Source organism: Stieleria sp., from assembly GCF_041595215.1.
Lineage (GTDB): Bacteria > Planctomycetota > Planctomycetia > Pirellulales > Pirellulaceae > Stieleria > Stieleria magnilauensis.
Window position 1 is genome coordinate 1 of sequence record NZ_JBFHKV010000034.1, and the last position, 18,640, is coordinate 18,640.

General features: G+C 59.0%; 16 protein-coding genes. 7 read left to right on the forward strand and 9 right to left on the reverse strand.

Annotated features, from left to right (window positions below; genetic code table 11):
• Window positions 1-1,426 (forward strand): hypothetical protein (locus tag ABX749_RS02560; RefSeq protein WP_372894625.1); only part of this gene is annotated, 1,426 nt, incomplete at its 5' end.
• Between the two features lie 9 nt (window positions 1,427-1,435).
• Here the strand turns inward: ABX749_RS02560 and ABX749_RS02565 are convergent.
• From ABX749_RS02565 to ABX749_RS02590, 6 genes are all read right to left on the reverse strand, one after another.
• Window positions 1,436-2,551, reverse strand: a complete 1,116-nt coding sequence (locus ABX749_RS02565; protein WP_372894626.1) for a class I SAM-dependent methyltransferase — start codon at window positions 2,549-2,551, stop codon at window positions 1,436-1,438.
• Between the two features lie 6 nt (window positions 2,552-2,557).
• Window positions 2,558-3,466 carry a class I SAM-dependent methyltransferase gene (locus ABX749_RS02570; protein ID WP_372894627.1) on the reverse strand — a complete coding sequence of 303 codons (909 nt, stop codon included), beginning with the start codon at window positions 3,464-3,466 and terminating at the stop codon, window positions 2,558-2,560.
• Window positions 3,467-3,622: 156 nt separating this feature from the next.
• Window positions 3,623-4,741, reverse strand: coding sequence for a WavE lipopolysaccharide synthesis family protein (locus tag ABX749_RS02575; RefSeq protein WP_372894628.1), 1,119 nt, complete (start codon window positions 4,739-4,741; stop codon window positions 3,623-3,625).
• Window positions 4,742-4,787: 46 nt separating this feature from the next.
• Entirely contained in the window at window positions 4,788-5,579 is a 792-nt protein-coding gene (locus ABX749_RS02580) for a glycosyltransferase family 2 protein (protein ID WP_372894629.1), read from the reverse strand.
• Complete coding sequence (locus ABX749_RS02585) at window positions 5,572-5,958, reverse strand: hypothetical protein (RefSeq protein WP_372894630.1); 387 nt, start codon at window positions 5,956-5,958, stop codon at window positions 5,572-5,574. The genes ABX749_RS02580 and ABX749_RS02585 overlap by 8 nt, the downstream gene beginning before the upstream one ends.
• A gap of 115 nt (window positions 5,959-6,073) precedes the next feature.
• Window positions 6,074-8,029: an ABC transporter ATP-binding protein gene (locus ABX749_RS02590; RefSeq protein WP_372894631.1), complete on the reverse strand. Its 1,956-nt coding sequence runs from the start codon at window positions 8,027-8,029 to the stop codon at window positions 6,074-6,076.
• 134 nt (window positions 8,030-8,163) lie between these two features.
• Between ABX749_RS02590 and ABX749_RS02595 the strand changes: the two genes are divergently transcribed.
• Window positions 8,164-8,820 (forward strand): hypothetical protein, encoded by a 657-nt coding sequence (locus ABX749_RS02595; protein ID WP_372894632.1) that lies wholly within the window; start codon window positions 8,164-8,166, stop codon window positions 8,818-8,820.
• Window positions 8,821-8,845: 25 nt separating this feature from the next.
• The gene (locus ABX749_RS02600) at window positions 8,846-9,493 is read left to right on the forward strand and encodes an HAD family hydrolase (RefSeq protein ID WP_372894633.1); all 648 of its coding nucleotides are present in this window, start codon (window positions 8,846-8,848) and stop codon (window positions 9,491-9,493) included.
• Between the two features lie 160 nt (window positions 9,494-9,653).
• On the opposite strand, the gene ABX749_RS02605 is transcribed toward ABX749_RS02600, so the two are convergent.
• The 3 genes from ABX749_RS02605 to ABX749_RS02615 all read right to left on the reverse strand — a co-directional run bounded on the left by ABX749_RS02605 (window position 9,654) and on the right by ABX749_RS02615 (window position 14,909).
• Window positions 9,654-10,568, reverse strand: a complete 915-nt coding sequence (locus ABX749_RS02605) for a trypsin-like serine protease (RefSeq protein WP_372894634.1) — start codon at window positions 10,566-10,568, stop codon at window positions 9,654-9,656.
• A gap of 136 nt (window positions 10,569-10,704) precedes the next feature.
• Window positions 10,705-11,385: an exosortase-associated EpsI family protein gene (locus tag ABX749_RS02610; RefSeq protein WP_372894635.1), complete on the reverse strand. Its 681-nt coding sequence runs from the start codon at window positions 11,383-11,385 to the stop codon at window positions 10,705-10,707.
• An 11-nt stretch (window positions 11,386-11,396) separates the two neighbouring features.
• Window positions 11,397-14,909, reverse strand: coding sequence for an archaeosortase/exosortase family protein (locus ABX749_RS02615; protein ID WP_372894636.1), 3,513 nt, complete (start codon window positions 14,907-14,909; stop codon window positions 11,397-11,399).
• 313 nt (window positions 14,910-15,222) lie between these two features.
• Between ABX749_RS02615 and ABX749_RS02620 the strand changes: the two genes are divergently transcribed.
• The 4 genes from ABX749_RS02620 to ABX749_RS02635 form a co-directional block, all read left to right on the forward strand.
• Complete coding sequence (locus tag ABX749_RS02620; RefSeq protein WP_372894637.1) at window positions 15,223-15,648, forward strand: hypothetical protein; 426 nt, start codon at window positions 15,223-15,225, stop codon at window positions 15,646-15,648.
• 145 nt (window positions 15,649-15,793) lie between these two features.
• Window positions 15,794-16,831, forward strand: coding sequence for a polysaccharide biosynthesis/export family protein (locus ABX749_RS02625; protein ID WP_372894638.1), 1,038 nt, complete (start codon window positions 15,794-15,796; stop codon window positions 16,829-16,831).
• Window positions 16,832-16,847: 16 nt separating this feature from the next.
• Window positions 16,848-17,354, forward strand: a complete 507-nt coding sequence (locus tag ABX749_RS02630; protein ID WP_372894639.1) for a hypothetical protein — start codon at window positions 16,848-16,850, stop codon at window positions 17,352-17,354.
• A 41-nt stretch (window positions 17,355-17,395) separates the two neighbouring features.
• The coding region (locus ABX749_RS02635; protein ID WP_372894640.1) for an O-antigen ligase family protein at window positions 17,396-18,640 on the forward strand (1,245 nt) is incomplete at its 3' end.

Consider the following 18,640-nt stretch of genomic DNA (forward strand, 5'->3'; position numbering starts at 1 on the left):
ACACGCCGACCTGATGAAGCAGTGGCGGGAATCGCTGAGTGAAAACGACGTCGACCTGTTCGTCAGCAAAGCCGATTTCGACAACTTCCTGTTGCGTGGCGACTTGTATCGAAACAAACGACTGATTCAAGACGTGTCCCAGATTTCCAGTGCAGACTTTCGTGCGTCGCTGTCCTGGTTCCGCTCCAATCTCAATGCGTCGCTGCAACGCAAAATCCTTCGCAAGGCCGCTCCCAAGGTCTTGAAACGACAGATCCGGGCGACCCTGGGCACCACCAAACGCAAAGCGGGGAACCCCGCAAACCAGCCGTCACCGACCGAGCAGGACGTGATCAATGACGATTGGATTCCCGATTTGGTCATCACCGCACTGCACGGCGAACCCGATGCCGCCCCCTGCCGAACCCACATCGTCGTTCCCTACGACAATTCGATCAACCTTTGGCCGATGCGGGAAAACATTGCCGCCGCCAAAAAAATCCGGATCACCAACCCCAACCTGAACCGTTTCTATCTGCTGACGGTTTCGGAGTGCTTGAAGTACATCCAGCCCGACGCCGAAATCGAATTCGTTTTTCACGACAACCAGCATTTGACTTGGTTCGGGCTAAAAGCCGTCATCAACCAGCTCGCCGCCGGGCGATTCGAACTGACCTACCAAAGCCAGAACCCACGCGAAGGCACGGAGAAGGGTTTTTCCAAATGGAGTCTCCGCTATCGCTGTCTGCGAGCAGACGCCCCCTGGCATACCGAACCGATGACGGGGCTGACGATCGGCGTGTTGACGCTCGGTGATCGGATGGAAGAGCTGAACGAATTGGTCGACACCGCGCGGAAGCATTGTGACGTTCCCTACGAGATCGTGTTGATCGCGCCACACAAGATCGAAGCCTTTGACGGGCACGACGACGTGCGGCAAATCCAATTCAGCGAGCGTGACGATCTGGGCTGGATCACACGCAAAAAGAATTTGATTTGCCAAGACGCCGCGTACAGCGACATTGTCGTCTGTCACGACCGCTTCGCTTTCACCGAGTCGTTCTTCACCGCCTTCCGCAGCTGGGGCTGGGCCTATGGCATTGCCGCGGTTCGTCTACAGTTACCCGACGGGAAACGCGCCCTCGACTGGGGTGTCGTCCGCGGCGACAACCACAGCTGGTGCCAGGGCGGATTGCTGAACTACCGTGATTACTCGCGATTCAGTTATGTCCCCGGCGGCGTGACGTTGATCCGCAAATCGTTCTGGCAACAGTTTCCCTGGTGCGAAGACCTGTACTGGAATGAACACGAAGACGTTGAACTGTGTCGACGCATCCAACGCGCCGGCACCAGAATCAGCTTTTTCCCCGGCTTGATGATCACCTCCCGCGATCGCTGGGTCGACGAAAATCCGCTGATCGATTTTTCCGATCAACAGGATCTTTGACGACGACCGCTAAACCGCTTGCCGCACGGTCATCTCACGGCAGGTGTGCAGGGTGTTTGGATCGATCCCCTTGGTCACCGCAACGATACGGTTGCGGGTATGGATCGAAAACGGCTGGGTCCCGGTCGCTTGGGCGGCAAAGTGCACGGCTTTGGCCACCGCTTCGCACTGCGTGTCATGGAACATCATGATAAAGCGTTCAGGATGCAAAAACGGCAGCACCGACTGGACATCCAAGACGGGTTGTTCACCGAAGTGGCCTCCGTCGATAAACGCAAAGTCCAGTTGGCGATCGTTCAACAGATCCGGAACGCCTTCGGGACTGCACGCGATTTCGTAGTCGACGACCGATTCAATCTTGAGAACTGACGCACCCTCCATCGCGAACTGCAATCCGCGGGGAAGTTGGTCATACTGTTCGTCACGCTGCAACTGGCGAAGTTTTTCGACGTGCGCCTGCGCTGAGGCGTGATCGTAGATGAAGTCTTCCATTTCTTCTTCGATATAGGCGTCGGCACTGATCAGGTGACCGCCGGTCTTTTCGAATGCCGTGGCAAGGAAGAAACTGCTAAACCCGAACGCCGTCGCGATTTCGTATCCGCTTTTTAATTCGTTCGCCGCGACCAGATAGTGCATCATCATCCCCTCTTCGAACGTCAACGAATAGGGAAACTTTCGATCGGGTAACTTGTACATCCAATCCAACTCGTCGAAGGCGAGCTGGTTCGGAAAGAGCACCGGTCCCAATTTGTCGGTGATCGGGACCAATCGTGGGCGAAGTTCTTCGGCCAATGCGACGCGGGTCGGATGCCAGGTCGGCAACATCGCCAGGTTTTGCGATTCGCCCCGCAGGTGATCGACTTCTTTTTGGCAGTGCGCTTGTCGCTCCTCGATCGAATCGATCTTCTTTCGGTGGAGTTCCAGGTTGGATGCCGACGCACTGCGCCCGCTCAACTGTGCGATGCTGCGGTCCAGCTCGCTCCGCAAGTTTATGATCTGCTGTTCGGCCGATGCTTGATGCTCGGCCAATTGCGTCTTCAGCCGCTTGCTTCGGCGCCAATTGGTGACGGCCAATCCCAGAGCGGCCGCCGAGGCGACCGTGGCAATGATCGATGAGTAGAGCATGGGCAATCAGCCCGCGACGGCAGCAGATCGTTCGAACAGCGAGACGACCGAGGGCAGCTGAACCTCGGGGCTGTCCATCTCGTGCATGTCGCAAACTTTGGTACGAATCAGAACTGGACCACCGTTATCAGAGATCAAGTAGTCTCCCGACCAGGTGACGACGATCAGATCCGATCCGCACAGTTTCGGATACACGCCTTCCGGGAAATCAGAAATGGTTTGTGCGGTGTCACGGAAAATTGACGCGTCTTTGTTTTCCTGGATGACGTGCAACAAATAGTTGCGATAGTGATCGGCGGACGCTTTGTCGGTCACCATCAACTTGTTGCCGACCAGACAGAACGGGGCGAACTGGCTGCCTTGAGGCGACCGCAGGAAGTCCAAGGTGCCCTCGATCACGCCGGGGCAAGTGCTGTTGAGAATATCGTCCAAGATCATGATGCCGCCTGGCACCATCATTTGCGAGACCAACGCTGCATCGCTCAACACCTCGTGAGCCAAGTGGCCGCCATCGACGCTGAACAGCCGGAAATCTCCCTCGACACTCTGTCGGATTTTCTCGGGCGTCAGCTTGGTCGAATCCTCTTTGATGAGCGTCAGTTTCCCGGCGGTGGACGCATCCAAATTGAAACGGTTTTCCACCCGTCGGGCAAACCCTTCCGGGTCCGGCGAATGCACAAAGGAATCGATTCCGGCGACCTTTTCGTTTTCGCGGCTGAGCAGTCCGAGCAGGAACAGATAACGTCCCTGCCAAACACCGATTTCACCCAGGTTGCCTTGCAGGCCGTCTTCGATCTGCTTCATCCCTAACAGCGCGGTGATGTAAGCGGCACTCTGCCACAGCCAACCGGGAGTGCTTCGATGTCCGATGTTGACGTAATCGTCGAGTGTGGCTTTTTGCTCAGATGACAACATGTTGGTAAACCTTTCTTGGAGGTTGAGTAGTTGCTTTCAGGTTCCTGCGATTGGCTCGCCGGTCATCGGTTCAATGCACAGCGGGACGATCAGACGACGGTAAATTAGCGAGCACCCGACTTTTGCCGCAATGTCATTTCCGGGCACGCGGTCCGATTAGGCAGCAGCCGCTTCGTCACGGGCAGCGGTCGAGGCACCGCACGATCCCTCACCCAACGCATCGTGAACACGCTGCTGACGCAATTGATCCAGCGTGACCGAGGGCTCGACGCGGCGGGCGTACAATTGCATCCATTGGGCGAAATGACACAGGGCCATGTTGCCGTTGTCCCACACCATGCTCAACCGTTGGTCGACGTTGTAGTTGTACTTGGGCCAAAACAGATCGATCATATCGCGATCGATGACGATGAAACGATCCGCCAACATTTCCCACCAGGCCGGCAGATCGTCGACGGGCTTTGCCCCGGTTCGCTGCAGATAGCTGCGGCACAACACGATTTCTGGAGTCGCCTGCTGCAGCATTTCGTCAAACTTGTCGCACACCCGAAATGTCATTTCGGGGCCACACAATTCAGGCGACCAGTAGGTCAACAGATCGTCGGTCGTGCCGAACATCAACAGGTCGGCCGGATGGCAGGGGACGTACAATCGCGTGGCAAAGTCGAGCACCATCAATCGCTTCTGCTGGCCGCTGGCCGCGTCGACGGGAAACTGGTTCAACAAGTCGCGGCAAAACTGGTCGGCTTCGGCCAGATGAATCCGAGTATCGGCGCGGGTCTTCATGGCGTAGCGACAGCCCATTCGTTGGGCTTCCTGCAACCCACGCCGCGTCGACACGATTTGAAGATTCAAATTGTGCGGACCCGGATGCGGTGGTTTTTCACTCGTCACCACGGTGACGCCCAGCGATTCAATCTGGGCACGCAGTTGCGGCGAGATGTCGTTCCAGGTCGACAAGATCAAACGTGAATGCGGCATCGTCTGGCGATACAACTGCAGCGTCTGGATCGTCAGTTCGTCGCGTTGGACGACCGGCCCTTGAACGACCACGGCGATCGATTCGTCGGCATTCTGGTCCGAGGCACCTGGGGACAAGACGGTCGTGCTGGACGCAGCCTGTTTGGGATAATCACGAAAAACACGCCACCAGCCGCCATCCAGATCCGCCTCACGGGAGAGGCGTTCGATCAATCGGCGATAGCGGCGAATCCGCTCCGCCGGGTTGGGGGAGACGAGGTTGACGAACCAACAAATCCATTCCCATTTCCACATCGTGATACTCGTGACCGGTGAAGAGTGTGCCGCTCGGGAGCGTCCCTCAGGCCGCTTCGCGGCCGCGTTTGCAATGGATCTTTTCTGCGTCGGCCTGGATTCGTGACTCGAATCCGCGACGCACGAATTTCTCCAGGTCCTCGGGAGTCCCCAGTCCGTGCATCACGTTACCGGCATCGCCGATCGATACCGTTTCCACGTGTTGTCCGCTGCGGATCAGTCGTGAATAGACCGGAGCGACGTAGAATTCATTCTTGGAACGATCGTTTTCGCGAATCATGTCTTTGGCCGCCGAGACGAAATCCGCCCCGTGAGCAAAGTTGTAGATTCCCACGGTGGCCTCGCTGGACACCACCTCTTTCTCAATCACACCGATGATTTCGCCCTGGTCATCGCGTTGGACGTAGGACCATTTCGGCGAATCATCATTCATGGTCATCAAGAACGCATCGATCCCGCGTTGCATGCCGACATTCAAGTAATCGTCGATCGATGCATCGATCCATTGATCACAATTGGCGATCATCAGGGGCGACTGGTTGTCGATCCCGTCACTGGCCAACAGCACGGTGCAGGCGGCGCCCGCGGTGACCCGGTCAAGGGTGCGGATTTCGCAACCCGGCGCCGCGTCGCGCAAGATCGACTCCAGCGGATAGTCGCTGATGTGCGAGGACTGGCACAGAAAGAAAAATTTATGGTCGCAGGCCGGCCGCAGGTTGTCGATCACGGTGCGAATCATTGGCACACCATGAACGGGGATCAGCGGCTTGGGATCTTGGTAACCGGCTTGTTGAAACCGCGAACCATGCCCCGCCATCGGGATCACAATATTAAGCATCCGGAGACCTCCTTGAATCGTCCGCATCGATGAACTTGTCGTTTGCTACACTGGGCGTTTTGAGCACCACGGTCGTGGTCGGCTCCAATGCCTCGAAATCGGTCGAATGACCGGGGTCGATCTGAACGATGTCACCGGACACATAGTCCTGGCCGTTCATTCGCACGCGTCCCGAGGCGATCACGGTGTATTCGGTCGCGACGGCGTGGTAGTGGCTTTGTTCGCGGTCTCCCGCACGATAAATCTTGATCGCGACTTCAACGTCGTCATTGGCAATCAAGGCGGGTTGAAAGTGTCCGACCAACCATCCGCCGACAAAATCTTGTAATCGGTGTTTGGTCACATCCGTGGACGCGGTGCAGCTTGCGGGGTCTGCCATGACTATCTCGTATCGGTGGGGCAATGTGGTACAACGGGGAATCGATCGCCTTTGGCCTCATGGCGTGCGGTATATCCGATCCGCCGCACCGGCGGCAAGGTTGATCGTGACTTGGCTAAGCTGCCGCTCGGTCCGTTCGTTGGTTACCGGCCGCCTTGGGACCGGGTTCCACCGAAATCTGCTGGCCTTCGAAACGCAGCACGATGTCGGCGATGTCCAACATGCCTTGGCGGTGAGTCACGAAAAATACCGTGCGATGCTGGCACTGATCCCGAATGGTGTCAAAAATCAGACGCTCGCTCTCGACATCGATTTGGCTGGTCGCTTCATCGAGAATCAGAATATCGGGATCTCGGATCAGGGCTCGCGCCAAGGCGATCCGCTGGCGTTGACCACCGCTGAGTCGGTGACCGTCCTGGCCGATGACGGTTTCATAACGCTGGGGCAGTTCGTTTTCGATAAACGATTCCGCGTGGGCCGCCTTGGCCGCTGCCAAAATCTGCTCCCGCGTCGCCCCGGCCACCCCGTAGCCGATGTTGTAGTACAGGTCCTCGTTGAACAGCTCGGTGTTTTGCGTCACCAACGCGATTCGGCTCCGCAAATCCTTGATTTTCATCAGCCGAATGTCGGCGTCATCGAGACACACGCGACCGGCCTGTGGATCGTAGAATCGGCAAAGCAGATTGATCATCGACGATTTCCCCGATCCGTTGGCACCCACGACGGCCACGGTACTGCCGTGGGGAATCTCGAGCGACACGTCACGCAAAATCGGATTGGAGTCGTCATAGGCGAAATGAATCCCCTCCAGTTTCAGGCTGCGGTGCGGCCGCGACGTCGTGACCGCGTCGTCCGACTCGGTGATTCGGCTGGACTGGTCCAACATCGGGTACAACAAATTGGCCGCGACGGCTCCGGTATTGATGCCATCGATCACTGAAGCGAGCTTTCGCACCGGATCGCTGGCCCCGACCAACATGCCAAAAAAGACGATCATCGACGCCGGGCCGAGCGGCTGGCTGGTGATCTGGATCCCAAAAATATCGGTCGCCCGATTCATCACCAAGTACGACCCGGCGACAATCGCGGTGCTCATCATTCCCAGTGCTAGCAATTCCGTGAGCGGACGGTTCAGCGCGTTGAAGCTGACGATTCGCATCGTGAATCGCTGCATATCCAGGGTCGCCTTGTCGAACCGCTCCTGTTCGTGATCCTCGCGGCAATACGCTTGGACGGTCCGGATATTGTTGAGCGATTCGAGCATGACGTGATGCAGCCCCATCGCCCGTTCCAGCAGACTTTGGCAGACGCGTTTGAGCGATCGGCTGACCACGTACAGCAACCCGAACACGACGGGAACGACCACCATGGTCAACAACAGCAATCGGGGACAGATGATTGCCGCCCCGATCAAACAGGACGCCAATTTCAGCGGCTCGCGCACCGCACCGCCGTAAACACTGGTGATGCCATTTGACAGCATATTGGTCGTGTAGGTGATGTGCGCGACAAAGCCACTGCTGGTGTAGCCGGCGAAGCTGGCTTGGTCCAGTCGGAGCGCCTTGGAGAAGATTTTGGTTTGAATCCGCCGGGTGATTCGGGCGGCGATCAGGGCCACGATCGCGGTGTTGGCAAATTGGAAGACGTGTTTCAGGACCGTGCAACACAGAACGCCCAACATGACGTACAAGACGGTCTGGAAGGGATCCTTGGGCAGGTACTTTTCGACGTAGGGTTGAATTTTCAGGGAGGAATCGAGGCCTGCTTGTTCAGCATTTCGACGTGATTGCAACAGTTCCAGCTGAATCGCCGGGTCGACGCCGGGTGCGGCATTGTTGCGGACGTCGATCATTTCACGTTCGATGGCCGCGATCCGCACCTTGCTCTCGGCGATCTCGCCTTCGACCCAATCTTGCAGCGATTCGCCGACCATCGTGACTTTGATGACCGGAAACAGGGCGCCGATATTCAATCCCCAGATAGCGCCATTGCCGACGGCGCAAAGGGTTGCGACAAGTAACAGAGGCCAAAAACCGAAGGCATCGGCAAGTGCTCGACCAAAATTCTTCATCAGTGCTTCTTCTCGTTGTGCAATTGCAGCTAAGGACGCGTCGACACAGAATGTCGCCGCATCGATCGAATCTGCCGCACTTTTAGCGAAGATCACTACACGACTTCAATCGGAATGTTAGGACAATGATTGAAATGGAGCGTCTTGCCCATCGCGGGCTCTGGCATGAAGCGTCCGAAAAGAACAGCCGGGTGGCGTTTGAGCGAGCGTTTGCCGCGGGATTCGGCGTCGAAACGGATCTCCGCGACCACGCCGGCACGGTGGTGATCAGCCACGATCCGCCGGGCGGGGCGACCGAACCGGAAATGAGTTTGGAAGATTTTCTTGCCCTCTATCGCCGCTGCGACGCTTCGGGAACCCTCGCCTTGAACATCAAAGCGGACGGGTTATCCGCCATCGTGCATCAATTGTTGAAAAAATATCAGTTGGGCAGGTATTTCGTCTTCGACATGGCGATCCCAGACATGTTGGCGTATTCAAAACTCGGCATGCGCTGCTTTTCGCGGCAAAGCGAGCTTGAAATTCCGACGTTGTTGAAAAATTTTTCGCCATACTCACCGATCGAGGGGATCTGGCTGGATTCGTTTTCGTCGATTTGGTATCCCACCGATCTCGTCCGCGAACACTTGGCGTCGGGACTAGACGTTTGTCTGGTTTCGCCCGAGTTACACGGCCGAGACCCACAGCCCTGGTGGGATGAATTACGAACGTTTCTTGAAACGACACCATCGGATAGGGACCCGCGACCAGGCAGGTTGATGTTGTGCACAGATTTTCCCCACGAATTTTGATCGGCTGCCAGGGAGGGCAACGTAAGTGATCAAGGCAATCATCTTTGACATGGACGGCGTCTTGGTTGATGCCAAGCAATGGCATTTCGAGGCGCTTAACACCGCTCTGGAACTGTTCGGGTATCGCATCAGCCAATTCGAACACCATCAACGCTTTGATGGTCTACCGACACGCGAAAAGCTCCGTATCCTGGCCAAGGAGAACGGCTTTCCACACACGCTCAGCGATTTCGTCAACGAGATGAAACAGCACTGCTTGTTGGAAACCGCCGAACGACTTTGTCAGCCGAATCCGGTTCACCTCGAAACGCTCGAGACGCTGCGGACCGAGGGCTACGACTTGGCGTTGGCATCCAATTCGATCCGACGCTCGGTCGATCGATTGATGCAATTGACCTCGCTCAATTCGCTGCTCTCGTTCACCCTCAGCAACGAAGACGTCTCGCAGCCCAAACCGAGTCCGGAAATCTATACCCTGGCCATCAAACGCCTGGGCGTCTTCCCCAACGAATGTTTGGTGGTCGAAGACGGTGATTACGGGGTGGCTGCTGCGAAAGCCGCCGGCGCCAACGTGCTCCGTGTCGAAACGGTTCGCGACGTCAATTACAACAACGTGCGAAATCGTATCGAAGAAATCAAACGCGAATCCGGCCCCAAGACTTCGGTCGCCTAGCGACCGATAACGCTGTCAGAAAGGCGGACTGCCGCACCGACGGCGACTGAATTCGCTGCGACCCCGTCCCGGGGTCGATGGGGATCGGAATCTTGCTCCCCGGAGGTGGCGCTGCGCTGACCTCCGGCTAATCGCTTTCATCCCTTCAGGATACCAGACGCTAGCGCGAATCGGCCGCTGCCGCTGCCGTTGGCAACCTCAGCTCGGCCTCACTCGCATTGCGAGCGTAGGAACGCGACGACATCAGCAACCCGCCGGCGAACACCATCCACATCATCCAGGATGCCAGTTCCGGTGCGACCGGACCGCCGCCGGAGATCGTGGACGAGATCCACGAGGCATACGACGACACCTTGATCGAACCCGCCAGATCACCGTAGTCCGCATCCAGATTGCCGTCCACGCTGGCGATGAACGAGTGCACGCCGGCCAAAACCTCTCCGCCGCCAAAGTCCATGAACACGGCGCCCCCGCTGTCTCCGCCGGCGATCAAGTATTCGAGATCCAGCTGCGTTGCCGTTCCGAAAAAGTTGTCACCCGCCAATCCGCTGTCGAAATCTTCAAAAAGGATGTCGTCGCTGTAGCCGGTGACCGAGCTGCCGTCGACGTCCACGATGTTTTGACCGGCGCGTTTGGTGCCCGCCGGAGCGGTGATCCCCGTCTGGCCGTTGCCTGTGACCCCATAGCCGACGTGGGTTGCCGTTTGTCCAACTTCCGACGTGTTGGTGTTGATGGTCGCCGGCGTCACGCTCAATTCGCTCGTGGCCAGTCGCAACAAGGCGATGTCTGTCCCCGTTGTAAGATCGCCGGTCCAGCCGGAGAACACAAATCGCTCGGCACCCACATGGACCCCGCCGCCGCTATCGGTCAGATCAAACGTCCAATCGCTCGCCGACAACCCCACTTCGTCCAAACAGTGCCCGGCCGTCAGGATCCAGTTTTCTTCGATCAGCGTGGCCGAGCAGATCATCGACCCCCACGTCAACGCGCCCACCGCAGGATAGCTGGCGGCCAAACTCGTGTAGCTGGAATCGGCGCGATCGTGACGAATCGTGCCGCCGGTCGCGGTTTGCATGGCCCCCAGCACGAGCAACAACAAGAGCCCACCAGACGCGCGTCCTGGCGGACGCCCTGGGGGGCGGATTCGCGGTTCAACGAGGTTTCCTGGTTTGATGACCGTGCACATGGTTGGGGTTTGATTCGAGGTGGGTTCAATGGGAAGGAGGGGCCGGAATCGAGCGCTGCGTCACTCGGGTCGGCGAGGAGTCGACAGAACGTTCCGGGACCGTATCGACCGATTCGGTTGCATCGACGGTCAAGCCAACGACCTGCCGAATCACCTGTTGAGCCTCCGCCGTCATCCCGCCGGGGTGCCGCATCGAGACGAGTAATCGTTGCAGCGTCTGATGACCGGCAAGTTGAAAACGCGGATGGTGCGGTGCCCGCCAGCGCGAGCCATCGTGCCAAGCGTAGGCGATCGTCAGGGCAGGTTGATCCACATTCCGCGGCTGCAGCGTTTGGCAACGGAACTGGTCCGCCTGGTCCGACAGGTTCCAGACGACGGGCTCACTGTGTGCGCGGAATTCCGTCCGCGCATAACAGGTCTCCGGCAAGTGGCTTGCCAGCGGGCCTCCCGGCCCGGCGATCAAGGTCACGACGACGACCTGCTTGGTCTGGCGATGTTGATAGACACGTCGCCAATGATCTCCCGCCTGCAGAATGTCCAGCTCACTGGGCTGTAATTCGCATCGCTCGATCAGCTCCCATCGGCCCAGCGTTTCGGCCAGCTCAAACGCACATCGCGGCGGCACATGGGGGCGCGTCGCCGATGTGGCTAGACAACTGACCAGGGCGAGGGAGCACCCCAGCACCGCAGCCTTCGTTCGGGTCAACTTGAAATCCATCAGGCGTCGCCGCTCCGTTGCATGGGAGGCCGTGTCGTCAATTCACTCGGACGAATGAATTCATCTTGCAGTCTGGCCCAGGCACGCTGTTCGCTGTGATGCAGTTGGTCGTTGCGAAGCAGGTCGACCCGAACCGACTCGAAGGATTCCCGGGCCCGATCGCGATTGCCGACCGCCAGGTAAGCGGCTGCCAAGTGCAGGTGCGTCGTCGGGGAGGCACCACCAGAGCCGGCCAGGGCACGATTGAACCACTCCAGTGCGTCTTCGGCACGATTCATCCGCACCAAGATCCAACCCTTGGTGTCCAAGAATTCGGGCACCGCACCGGTCTGTTTCAAGACGTGATCGATGTGTCGCAGTGCCCGCGGAAAATCACGCCCTTCTTCGGCCAATAGCATCGCCAAATTGTTTGCCGCGACGACGTGATCGGGGTGCCGCGTCACGGCACGATCGAGCAATTCCATCGCCGCAGTCTGGCGCTGATGGTGCGTGTGCCACGCCACGATCGCCATCAGCAGCGTCGGGTCATCGATTGCCTCGGTCACACCGGCTTCGATGATCGGTTCCAAAGTCGCCTGGTGTGCGGGAGACAAATCGTCGGTGCCGACCGCGATGACGGCGGCCGTATGAGCCCGCAAGGAGGTGTTCACCGTCCACCGTGGATCGGCAACCAAGGTGACCGCCTTGTCGGCATGACCATGACGCGCCAACGCAATCGCCAGCGCCGCGACATCTTCAACGCCGCGCTGGGCAACGGCGCGATAGTGGCCGATCGCCAGATCGCCTCGGCCCACCCGTTCATAGGCCTGGGCCACGATTTTGTCCGACGGGACGGGAATCTTGTCCGACGGGACAGCGGTTTCGCCTCGGTGTCGTTGCCGAAGCATGATTTCTTCGATCGCACCACGGACGCCATATCGGTCGTGGAGCACGTCGACCAGTTCCAACCAGATTTCGTTGTCGTACCCCAGCTCCGCCAACGCGCTGCGATAACAGCGTTCGGCGGCCGGCGTGTTGCCGACCGATCGCCAGGCTCGCGCGGCCGCCGTCCATTGATCGGCTGAACGAGCGCCGTCAGCTGAACGAGCGCCGCCGGCTGAAGCGTCGCCGCCGGGATTTCCCTTGCCGCGGGTAGCGCGCGATTCGAACAATCGGGCGGCTTGGTCATATCGGCCCAGCCGAACCAAGCATTGGGCCTGCAGCGTTTCCACCGCCGGCAACCACGCGGCGGCGCCGGCGGCAGACGAAGCCGGCGTCATCGCAAGCAACGATTGACAACGGCCGATCGTCTTGAGCGCCGCCTCGTGGCGACCGGCGTGGGCGTCCAGCCGGGCTTGAACCAGCATCCAGCGGATCCGCAGTTCGCGGCTGACGGGTTGAAGTGCTTGGTTTTCCTGTTTCAACAACTGTCCCACCAAGGCAGCCGACTCCTCAGGACGCGCCGCATGAAACAGCGCCTCGGCCAGCTTGATCCCCAGTCCCATCGGTCGATCGCCCGCCAACCGCCATGCCCGCAGGTACGCGGCGCTGCACTGCGGCCACTGTCCCTGGCTGGCATAGACATCACCCAACATGGCGTAGGCCGCGTGGTGATTGGGCATCCGCTCCATCGCCTTGGTCAGAAACCGTTTCGCATCGTCGCGCCGGTGCTGCAACACTGCTTCCCGCGCGCTGGCCAGATAAATCCGATACGCCACGCCGGCCGGACAGTCGTCGTCGATGCTCATCCGGGCCCGTTCGATGGACGGGGATTCTGTGCCAAACACCTGCGCGAACCGCCACGCCTGTAAGAAAGCGTGTGCCGAACCGACTCCGCCGGCCGCATCGGTGATTGCCGGTTCGATCGCGCCTGCCACACGCCGATCCATCGACTCGGCGTGATCGCAGCAATACGATGCCAGCTCGATCACCAAACGATCCCGCCACATCGACGGGGGACCGAATCGATCCATCCATCGGTTCAAACGATTGACTGTGACCAAGGGGTGACGGGCGCGCGAGCCGTGCGGAAACCGCAACATCGCCTCCACGCACAGTCGCAATGAATGCTCGTTGCGTTGATCGATCGCGTAGAGACGTTCGGCGCTGCGGCAAGCCGATTTGGCCTGATCCAGCTCCAACGCTAACTCCAAATGCGTTCGCAAGGCGTCCACATGCGACGGCGCCTGTTCGAGGACCGATTCGAGTTGGTAAAAGGCCCGCATGCGGGCGTCGACGGAGTCAGCAGCTTGGAGCGACGCCCAGGCATAGCGATAGCGCGCATCAACCCGCTCGGGCTGCAGCTGCAACAACTCTCGGTAGCACGATGCCGCACGCTCCCAATCGGCATTCGCTTCGTGGCCACGCGCCTGCGTCAAGGTTTCGCTGATGATGCGATCACGCTTGGCCGCATGATGAACGATCGCGACACCGACGATGGCGGCGAGGATCAGGGGTACGGCGCCCACCGCCAACACGGGCTTGCCCCATTGTGGCCATCCTCGGCCGAACGCAAGAGTGCTTGGTTCGGATTGACGTTTCGGGTCGCTCCGGCCGGACGGCTCGTGTCCTGTCGTCACTACCGCCGCAGAACGGCGCGAGCGGCCCGGTGTCACCGTGAACATCAACGCGGACAGAGCCCTGACCCGGTCGAGCCACGCCCGAAACGCAAAAAACAGCAAAGCCGACAGAGGCAACGCCAACCAATCGCCCAGATCATGAGCCCACGTCGTATACGACTCGTTTTGGTAGCGGTCCGCTATCAAGGCGACGGCCGAAATCCGGGTGGCGTTGGCCACAATGGCCGCCGGCAACGCCAGCAACATCACCGCGGCTAAATCCCACGCAACGCCCCAGCCCGGCTTGCCGCCTTGATCCCGACCAGACCGCGACCGGGAAAGAAAGGTGATGATGGTCCCCAGTGCCGCGACCGCAACGGTCATCCGCAGTCCGCTGCAATCGCGGGTGATCCCGACTCCGCCGGTTGCCATCATCAACGTGTAGCCGTCGGTCACCGCAAAGGTCGACGTCAGACTGAGCAGGTAACAACTGCCCCACGCGGACAACCATTGCAGCGATTGATTTGCCAGCATTTCCAGCTGGAACGGCAGCGGGATCATGAAGCCTAAAAAGCCAATCGCCGGCAAACTCCAGACCAACACTGCCCGGCCCGCCAACAGTCCGACCATTCCGCCGAGGTACAGCGGCAGGGTCCAACATTGCAGTGTGGGAAGATGGAAGTATCCGCCTAGCGACAGCAAACCCTGAGCCGCTACAAGCAACGCCAGTCCGGGCCCCCATGGCTTGCCGATCGCCGGCAAGGTCGATCGCCGCTGCCACAACAGCCAGAGTGCAATCGGCAGGACCGCCGGTCCATGAGAATAACTCGTATTGGAGTGCCACTGTTGAACCAGATGCCCCACGACCTGACGGTAGCTGCCCGCAGCCAACGCGACCCAAACCAGGATCAGCGTCGGTGAAAGCCGAGCCGAAACGCCAGTCAATTTGCCTCCCCAGCCGCGGCATGTGCCCATTCGGGGAGCCTGCAGATTCGATTGCACGAGTGGATTCTATGGGTCTTGGGAATGGACACAGTTCTTCTGTCCATCGGCGTCACCCCAACAACAACGTCATCGAATCGTTTTTCGCCCGCAGACCGCGACGTTTCCTCAGGACTGGATTGGAAGGACGAACCCGGAAAAGCGTGCAGGTCGACACGCCGCTCGATCGACGTCGCTTGAGGCATTTCCGAGACAATTCTGTGTTTTTTTCAGAACGGAGAAAAGATATGCCGGTTAGGCAGACGATAGGGTGGGTAGACCTCATAGCACTCTGTAGTAAACGGCAATGATCAAACAACTTCGCAATCCAAGTCGACTACGCCAGTCAATCATCCGGACCGTCGTCATGGTGCCGGTCGGTTTAGCGCTGGTTTCATTGCCCGTTGCAGCCCCCGCCCAGGCACCGACGCAGCGATTCGGCGGCGGATCCAAACGCGCGTCCTCGGCGCCCTACCAACAACGTTTGTCGCCCTACCTCGACTTGCTACGCAGCGACAACAGCATCCTCAGTCCCTATCACTCCTTTGTTCAGCCGCGGCAACAACTGCGGCTGAATCAGAACCGACAAGCCGAGCAGCTTCGCAATTTAGAACGAACGATCCAGCGATCGGCAGCCCCGACGTCCCAAAGCGAACGGATGCAGACGGGACGAGGCGGAACGTTCAACAACTACCTGCATTACTACCAGTTCAATTCCGCCCTCCAACGGTGACCGACTGATCGACGCCACCGTCGACGACTCCGTTGCCCCCGGTGTCGTGATTCCTGCCCTGCCCCACTTCATTGCAATCATCAACGTGAACCTCGCCGTCTGTTCTCTGCGACGCCTCGCTCTTGTGCTGCTATCGGTATGCGCGATGGCCAGTACCGGGTGCCACTTGGTGCAGAGGGCTGACGCTCCGCTCGGCTTGCCGCTGCTGCTCGATGCGAATTGCGATTCCGATGGCGCCGCGGCCTTTGTGCCTCGTGAACTGGACAAGGTGACCACGCCGATGTATCGCATCGAGCCGCCGGATATTCTGACGATCGATGTTCAGCAAAATGTATCTCAGGAACAACACGCGCTGCAGCCGGGTGACATCGTCTTGCTTACGGTGACCGGGACCTTTCCCGACGAACCGATCGAGGGCGAATACCAAGTTGAACTCGGCGGCGTGATCCAGCTCGGCTTCAGCTATGGAGCGGTCGAGGTGGTGGGCGTTGGGGTCGAACAGGCAAAGCAGCGGATCGAAGACCATTTGAAAACACAGTTGCAGCAGCCGCTCGTTTCGATGTCGTTGCGGGGCGTTGCGGGAATCCAGCCCATCGCCGGTGAACATCTCGTCGGCCCCGATGGCACCGTCACGCTTGGCCAATACGGATCGGTCCGATTGGCGGGCATGACCTTGGACGAGGCACGCCTGGCGATTGCCGCCCAGATGTCCACGGAGTTTTCCGATCCCAAGGTCTCGGTGTCGGTTTACGCGTACAACAGCAAAGGCGTCTATGTCATCACCCAAGGCGGCGGGATGGGCGATGAATTGGTCCGGTTGCCGTACACCGGCAATGAAACCGTGATCGACGCGTTGAGCCAAATCAATGGGCTCAGCTATGTCTCGTCCAGTCGCATGTGGGTCGCCCGCCCCAACCGCGAACAAGGCACCAGCGTGATGCTGCCCATCGATTGGGAAGGCATCACGCAACTGGCTGATGTCACCACCAACTATCAGCTGTTGCCGGGTGACCGAATCTTCATCGCACACAACAAGATCATCGCGTTCGATTCCGCGATCGCAAAATTCACGTCGCCACTGGAACGAATTCTGGGCTTCACTCTGCTGGGCACGGGGACGGCGTCACGGTTGTCCGGAAAAGTGCTTGACAAGACCAGCGGAGGCGTCGGGTTCGGCCAATAGGCTCGACACGAAGATCATGAACCAGCGTTCCACTCCATCGACACGAACCGTGATCGGCCACCTCGCACTGGCGGCGTTGGCGCTCACGCTGGCCGGTTGTCAATCGTGCCTTCCGGGGCAACGTTCCAAGACCATCACGCCCGCCGCCTACGATTCGATCGTCAACAATGCCGGCTATCGCGAGACCACTTGGACACCCTTGGATCCCTGCGACGCCTGGCAGTCGCCGATCCCATACGAACACGTCGACCAGCAGTGGTTCGAACATGTCGGCGACGAACCGTTGCCCAACCCGATCGAGCAGATCAGCCACGAAGTCCCCAGCGAGTTGACGAACATCGACCTGGCTGGCGTTGATCCACAGCTCGAATCCGATCCAGCCGGCGAACCGACAGGCAGCGTGGCATCAGACAGTGCATCAACAGGCGCCGCGTCCACATCGGTCGCAGCCGGGAAGTGGTACGAACTCGAATCCGACCCGAGCGAAGAACTTGAACACGTTGAGATCGAGTATCTCCGTTAGTAACGTGACGCGCCACGCGTGGCAGGGAAGCAAGCAATCAGATGGCAACGGCGGTTTTTGACACCACCGATCACACGCCCACGTCCCGCATCGGCACGGACGTCGATGATCGGCACGGCTGGGGGTTTGCCCTGTTGCTGGCGACGACCGCGACACTGTTTGTCCGCCCGGCGGACCTGGTGCCGGCCTTGGACAAGTGGCCGATCTATCAAGTCCTGATCGTCGCCTGTCTCGCCGTCTCGGCCCGGGCGTGTGCCAGGCAACTCAGCCACGGCAGACTGATCCACCGCCCGATCACGGCGGCGCTGCTGTTATTAGTCGTCGCGGTCGGAATGTCACATCTTTCGCACGGCTTTGTCTGGGCGGCCAGGATGTCGATGCTCGATGTCAGCAAGTTGATCGCCCTGTATGTGCTGATCATCGGGCTCGTCAACACACCGACGCGGCTGCGTTTTTTTGTGAAATGGCTGACCCTTGCGATCACGACGATGGCATCACTGGTGTTGTTGGACAAATACGGCATGGTGTCGATCGCCGCACTGGAATCGATCCAAGACCGCGGTGTCGTGCAAAACGGTGTGGTCGAGCAGGTGGAGCGAATTCGTGGGACAGGTATCTTTCAAGACCCCAATGACTTTGGATTGATCCTCGTCATGGGACTCGTTTTTTGTGCCTTGTTCCTGACCAAACCCCGGACCGGATGGGTGCGTTATGCCTGGCTTGCACCGACAGGAATTCTGTTGGCTGCCCTGGCGATGACCCATTCACGTGGTGCCCTGCTGTCGCTGATCTGCGCGGTGTCGACGGCGTTGTGCTATTTCCGCGGAGGAAAATATGGCGCATTGGCGTTGCCGGGATTGTCGTTGTTGGCGTTGGCCTTTTCCAGCCGCATGTCTGACTTCAGCGCGATCAATCAGGGAACGGGCCAAGACCGTATTCAAATTTGGTCGGAAAGCTTGAGCATTTGGCGACAATATCCGTTGTTCGGTTTGGGCGAAGGATTGATCGCCGATGAAATCGGCGTGGTGACGCACAACTCATTCCTGCACTGTTACGCCGAACTGGGTTTCTTCGGCGGCACCACCTTCGTCGCCTGTTTTTTTGCTGCCGGGTCTGGCCTCTGGTCGCAACGGCGACTGCGATCGAAACCGTTCGGAGAGGAAACACCGGCGGCCCAAGCGACTCGAGAACACTCTCGGTTGTGCGGCTATCTGTTCGCGGCCTTGATGGGATGCATCGCCGCCATGCTGACCATCTCGCGACAGTTTGTCGCCCCCACCTACCTG